Raw genomic sequence first — 5209 nt, forward strand, 5'->3', positions numbered from 1 at the left:
TACCGATCCGTACAAATGTATTCTGTGTGGCGACAGGCTGCTTTTCACCGGGGCGCAAATGGGTAAAAAAGCAACGGAATTGTTGTCAGAAAGACTGCATAACCTGGAGAAAAAGCGATGGTTACGCATCTAAACGCAGGATCAATGTGTCTAAAATAAGGAAATCAGGTTAGAAATTACACTCTCTGAGGAAATGTTAACTGGCACTAAACACAATAAATCGATCCCCATCTCCTTTTTGCAATAAGGGATGGCTTTTGCTACTCACTTTAAAAGCGATTCAATTTCCTAACCATCAAGATTAGTTTTTTTGAAAAAAAAATATGTCAATACTAAAAAAGTTATCAACTCTGACAATAAAATAGACATAACTATTCCCATAGTTCCAAACCGGAAAATAAATAAATACGCTGTAATTGAAATTAGTATTATATTGATAAATGTTATTTTTGTAACAAAATTCTCTTTGTTTGTTGGTATAAACCATAAGATTATCAATGACATTATCCAAGCTCTTAATGGAATTATCCAAATGATGGCATTAATTAAAGGAATGGCATTTTCATATCCTTCACCAAAAACTAAAAAAATAATTTTTTTAGAAAAAATAAAAACTACGACAGAGAATACTAAAGACAAAATAGATAACACCAAAGAATATTTAACGATTTTTATTTTTATTTTTATTCTATCCTTATTATTTTTTATGTCTCCGAGTGATTTTACAAATTTTGGATATGCAATGTTTAGTATTGTCGTTATCAAGGTAGTCATTACCTTTGTTATTTTTTCAGACGGAACAAAATACCCAACAGATTTTCCTCCCCCAAAAAAACCTAACAATAATGATGACATGGTTATCATTATTCCTTGAGAGCTTTTGTATAAAAATACGCTAAAACCAGACTTGATTTCATTTAAAGCTTTTTTTATATTAAACGAACCAACTCCTGACATATAGAACAAAAAAAATGTAGTTATTGATGTATTAAGCATTCCAACCATGGATTGAATAAATATTGTAGTTTCTGCGTCATTCGAAGTTCTAATAAAAACAACAATAAGAACCAATTCAATTATTCTAAGTGAAAAATCAAGAATTGTAGGGAAAATTATTCTTTCCATTGATATGTAATACCATAATGGGGTGAATCCGAAAGACAATATAAATAAAAAAACCCAGAAAAACCAAGAATATGGTATTGATATATCACTTGGTGTTACGTAAATAAGAAAAAAAGCCAAAATAATAGGAATAATACTAAGAATTAGTTTTGCAAAAAAAACATCTGTTGAAACTTGCGAAATATATTTTTTGTTTTTTTTCCCCGTAATCTTTTTAACAGCGCTGAAATTGAATCCATATTCAATAAAAACCGAAGCTATTATGGCGATAGCTAAAACATATACAACCTTCCCGTATTCATTAGCTCCGAGTCTCCTAGCTAACAATGGTTGTTCAATCAAAGTGATTAAAATGCCCCCAATCTGAGAAATCATCAGCCAAAATACATTCGAGAAAATTTTGCTCATAAGATAAAACCATTAGTTAAAAATTTTTACATGTTAACATGTTTATGTGTAGTGTTAGGATATTATTGAATAATAGGGAATCGTGCTGTTTTGCCATACTCGTTTTTGCGGAAAATGCTTGTCGCCTTAGGTGTGCCGTTTTCTTACGCAACCTAACTGCATGATTTTACATTGCTAGGATCAGCAGTTGCACTGGATGGGCAGTATAAAATATATTTATTCAACAAAACTAGTATTATGATACATTAAGAATAATATTATTGGATAACTTTCTATTAAGTTAATAATTATGATTTTTAAGCTATCTATTTGTACATTTCCTTTTCTATTATGGTCACTTATGGGAGGAAATAAACAAGAAATTCTAGGTCTAAACAGTGACCACATAGTTACGATATACACATTCTTTTCCTGCTTACTGTTAAGTGGTTACACCATTATAAAAAACAAATATCCCATAAAAAAAATCCATATATTGAGTATTTTTTTGTTGGTTATTTATTTTATTATTAATGTAACAGTATACGATGTTAGTGCCACTACTCTAACTATTAGTCATGCGATATATATCGTAATATCATTATGCTTTATAGTTATCTTTGATAAAAAACCAATATTACTATCATATTTAATTGCTTCAGGACTGATTTTTGTTAGTTCTTTTTTGTTGATTCAATTATATCATCTTGGCTTTGGAGATTGGGAACGGTTAACCTTTCCTGTATTTTCAAATAATAAATGGTCATATTTTCCTTCCGGTTATGAAAGTTCAAGTGACCCAAATATTTTAGCTTTCATGTTATGTATTAGTTCTATTTATATATTATTTACTCTCCCTAATAAATTTATAATTAATTTTATTTTTGTGTTATCTGTGGCATGTTCTTTTTTAACATTATCAAGAAGCTCTTTATTGTCTTTTTTTATTTCTTTTCTTATTGTAAATATGTATTCGTTTTTTGTATTAAAAAAATTTCAATTCAGATTTTTTATATTATTTATACTATCGATATTTCTTTCTTTCATTGTAATAAAAACGGTTCCTTTTAAAGGAATTGAAACAATAACTACGAAAGAGAATATAGAAATTAAAAATAATAACAGCCAAAAGATATTAGAAATGACACTCAGAGAAAAAAGTAATAGTGACAGAATAGCAAGACTAAATAATGCCGTAATGCAATTAAGTAATCTGAAATCATTCTTTATTGGGAATGGTATCGGTTATAGCTCATCAACGAAGGATCCTCATAATTTTTACTTATCAACAATCATTGATTCAGGTGTTTTTATATTAACAATCATAATAATGATACTGATAAAGCCATTATTATTTCTTTTGAAGAATGGAAGGAGCTCCAATTTTGTTTTGGGCTGCATGTTCATTACTATATACTTTTTATTGATTTCACTCTTCTATTGGCAAGTAAGGGTTCTATACTTTTCTAATATATTGCTTTTTACCTTTATAAACATGAATAGTATAAAAAATGATGAATAATAAAGTAAGCGTAATCATACCGTGTTTCAACAATGAAAGAACTATAGAGAGATGTATTCTCTCAGCATTAAATCAAACTCATAAAAATATAGAAGTAATTTGCATAAATGATGGATCAACAGATGATAGCTGGAGTATTTTGAAAAAAATAAAAAGATCGCATGACAATCTTTTTATTTTTGATAATGAACAAAATTTAGGACCATCATTTTCCAGAAATAAAGGTGTTTCATTATCGACAGGGAAATTCATATCATTTTTGGATGCCGATGACCACTGGCATAAAAAAAAATTAGAAATGCAACTTATTTTTATGAAAGAACAATCTTTAGATTTTATTGGTGCAACATGTGCTATTGGTGTAACAGATAAAAGAAAAATAAACAAAGAAGATTTAAAATTAAAAATAGTTTCATTTAACATGCTCTTATTTAAGAATTATTTCCAAACACCGTCAGTTGTTATGAAAAGAGATATCTTTGTTGCATTCAATGAAAAACAGCGATTCTCAGAAGATTACATGTCATGGTTGCTTATTACTTGTAACAAAAAAAATAAATGCGGATTAATTTATGGTCGATACTTAGTTTTTCTTGATAAATTTAACTTTGGAATATCAGGGTTGAGTAGCAATTTATGGTTAATGGAAAAGTGGGAAATAAAAAATATCACCTACTTTTTGTTTAGAGGAAAAATAATGGCGATACTTGCAATTATAGTGTCTTTTATAAAGTATATAAGAAGATGTATTTTAACTATAGTAACCAAAAAAAAGGTTTTTAGTAATGAAAATAGCAATAATAGGTAACACAGCTAATGCTATGATTCTTTTTAGAATAGATTTAATCAAAATGTTAAACAACAAAGGTATTGAAGTTTATGCTTTTGCCACTGATTACGACGATTTTTCGAGAGAAAAAATATCAAGCTATGGGGGTATTCCTGTTGATTATGATTTTAATCGCAGTAGCATTAACCCTATAATGGATTTGTTAAATACTTATGCTTTAAGTAAAAAACTAAAAAAAATAAACCCCGATATCACGTTATCTTTTTTTGCAAAGCCAGCCATTTTTGGCTGCTTAGCTGGACTTATTTCGGGAGTTAAAAACAATAATGCTATGCTTGAAGGATTGGGTTATTTATTCACAGATCAGCCATACAGAATATCATTAAAAACTAATATAATTAAGAGAATTCAGGTTTTATTGTATAAGCTAATATTTCCACATATTAATTCATTAATACTTCTTAATAACGATGATTATCATGATCTGATAAAAAAAAACAAAATAAAAACTAAAAAAACCCATATTCTTGGTGGAATCGGTTTAGACCTAAACAGCTATGTCAAAAGTGTACCACCAACAGATAAAATCTCATTCATATTTATTGCGCGGTTGCTAGCAGAAAAAGGAATTAATGAGTACGTTGCTGCTGCAAAAAAAATAAAACAAACTCATCCTGATGTAGAATTCATCATACTTGGTGATATAGACAAGGAAAATCCAGGAAGTTTATCTGAATCAGACGTAGATAACTTAATTAAATCAGGTGTTATTACTTATCCTGGTTTTGTTTCTAACGTGGCCGAATGGATTAAAAGATCAAGCGTATTTGTTCTTCCTTCCTATTATAGAGAAGGGGTTCCTCGTAGTACACAAGAAGCGATGGCTATAGGCAGACCTATACTAACTACTAATTTACCTGGCTGTAAAGAAACAATTATTGATGGTGTAAATGGATATGTTGTAAAACCATGCTCACATGAAGATCTTACAGAAAAAATGCTAAGATTGATTAACAATCCTGAAAGAATAATTCAAATGGGTGAGGAAAGTCATAAGTTGGCATGCAAGAAATTCAATGCAAACATAAATAATAAAAAATTATTAAAATTTCTGGATATTTCTAACTAATAGTGATCAGATTGTAGTTGCTAACTACATCTTGCCACCCTACCTGACTGTTCATAGAATAAACGTTCTGATTCATTTGAACCCACTAGTATACCAGTGGGCATTACATCGCTATACTAGACGTCATGTAGCGACCAATGGGTTTATCGCCCAAATGACCAATTAAAATAACTTTGTTAATTCCTCTACTTGCCATAAAAAATCCTCACATTTTAACAAATCATTAATTACTGAAACTTACTTTTCAGTAATTTTC

Annotated in this window: 4 protein-coding genes and 2 pseudogenes; 4 read left to right on the forward strand and 2 right to left on the reverse strand. The window is 29.2% G+C overall.

The annotated features are described in order from the left end of the window. Positions 1 to 133 (forward strand): annotated as a pseudogene (locus tag G468_RS25495) (IS91 family transposase); the annotation flags it as partial. A gap of 155 nt (positions 134 to 288) precedes the next feature. Here the strand turns inward: G468_RS25495 and G468_RS0116025 are convergent. After that, complete coding sequence (locus tag G468_RS0116025) at positions 289 to 1533, reverse strand: oligosaccharide flippase family protein (protein WP_026823913.1); 1245 nt, start codon at positions 1531 to 1533, stop codon at positions 289 to 291. Positions 1534 to 1873: 340 nt separating this feature from the next. Between G468_RS0116025 and G468_RS0116030 the strand changes: the two genes are divergently transcribed. Genes G468_RS0116030 through G468_RS0116040 form a run of 3 tightly spaced genes read left to right on the forward strand, consistent with a single transcriptional unit; the run spans position 1874 to position 4953 of the window. Continuing rightward, positions 1874 to 3034, forward strand: coding sequence for an O-antigen ligase family protein (locus G468_RS0116030; protein WP_026823914.1), 1161 nt, complete (start codon positions 1874 to 1876; stop codon positions 3032 to 3034). Next, entirely contained in the window at positions 3027 to 3842 is an 816-nt protein-coding gene (locus G468_RS21480) for a glycosyltransferase family 2 protein (protein WP_246067481.1), read from the forward strand. Before G468_RS0116030 ends, G468_RS21480 begins: the two co-directional genes overlap by 8 nt. Continuing rightward, the gene (locus G468_RS0116040) at positions 3820 to 4953 is read left to right on the forward strand and encodes a glycosyltransferase family 4 protein (RefSeq protein ID WP_026823915.1); all 1134 of its coding nucleotides are present in this window, start codon (positions 3820 to 3822) and stop codon (positions 4951 to 4953) included. The genes G468_RS21480 and G468_RS0116040 overlap by 23 nt, the downstream gene beginning before the upstream one ends. A 106-nt stretch (positions 4954 to 5059) precedes the next feature. On the opposite strand, the pseudogene G468_RS23945 reads toward G468_RS0116040, so the two are convergent. Beyond that, positions 5060 to 5149, reverse strand: a pseudogene (locus G468_RS23945) (single-stranded DNA-binding protein); the annotation flags it as partial. Positions 5150 to 5209: the final 60 nt, after the last annotated feature.

The sequence above is a fragment of the Arsenophonus nasoniae DSM 15247 genome (genome assembly GCF_000429565.1).
Classification (GTDB): Bacteria; Pseudomonadota; Gammaproteobacteria; order Enterobacterales; family Enterobacteriaceae; genus Arsenophonus; species Arsenophonus nasoniae.

Bases quoted from the DNA above. Each gene is read 5' to 3' on its own strand.
- G468_RS0116025 (WP_026823913.1), bottom strand. From the start codon at position 1,533: ATGAGCAAAATTTTCTCGAATGTATTTTGGCTGATGATTTCTCAGATT.
- G468_RS21480 (WP_246067481.1), top strand. From the start codon at position 3,027: ATGAATAATAAAGTAAGCGTAATCATACCGTGTTTCAACAATGAAAGA.
- G468_RS0116030 (WP_026823914.1), top strand. From the start codon at position 1,874: ATGGGAGGAAATAAACAAGAAATTCTAGGTCTAAACAGTGACCACATA.
- G468_RS0116040 (WP_026823915.1), top strand. From the start codon at position 3,820: ATGAAAATAGCAATAATAGGTAACACAGCTAATGCTATGATTCTTTTT.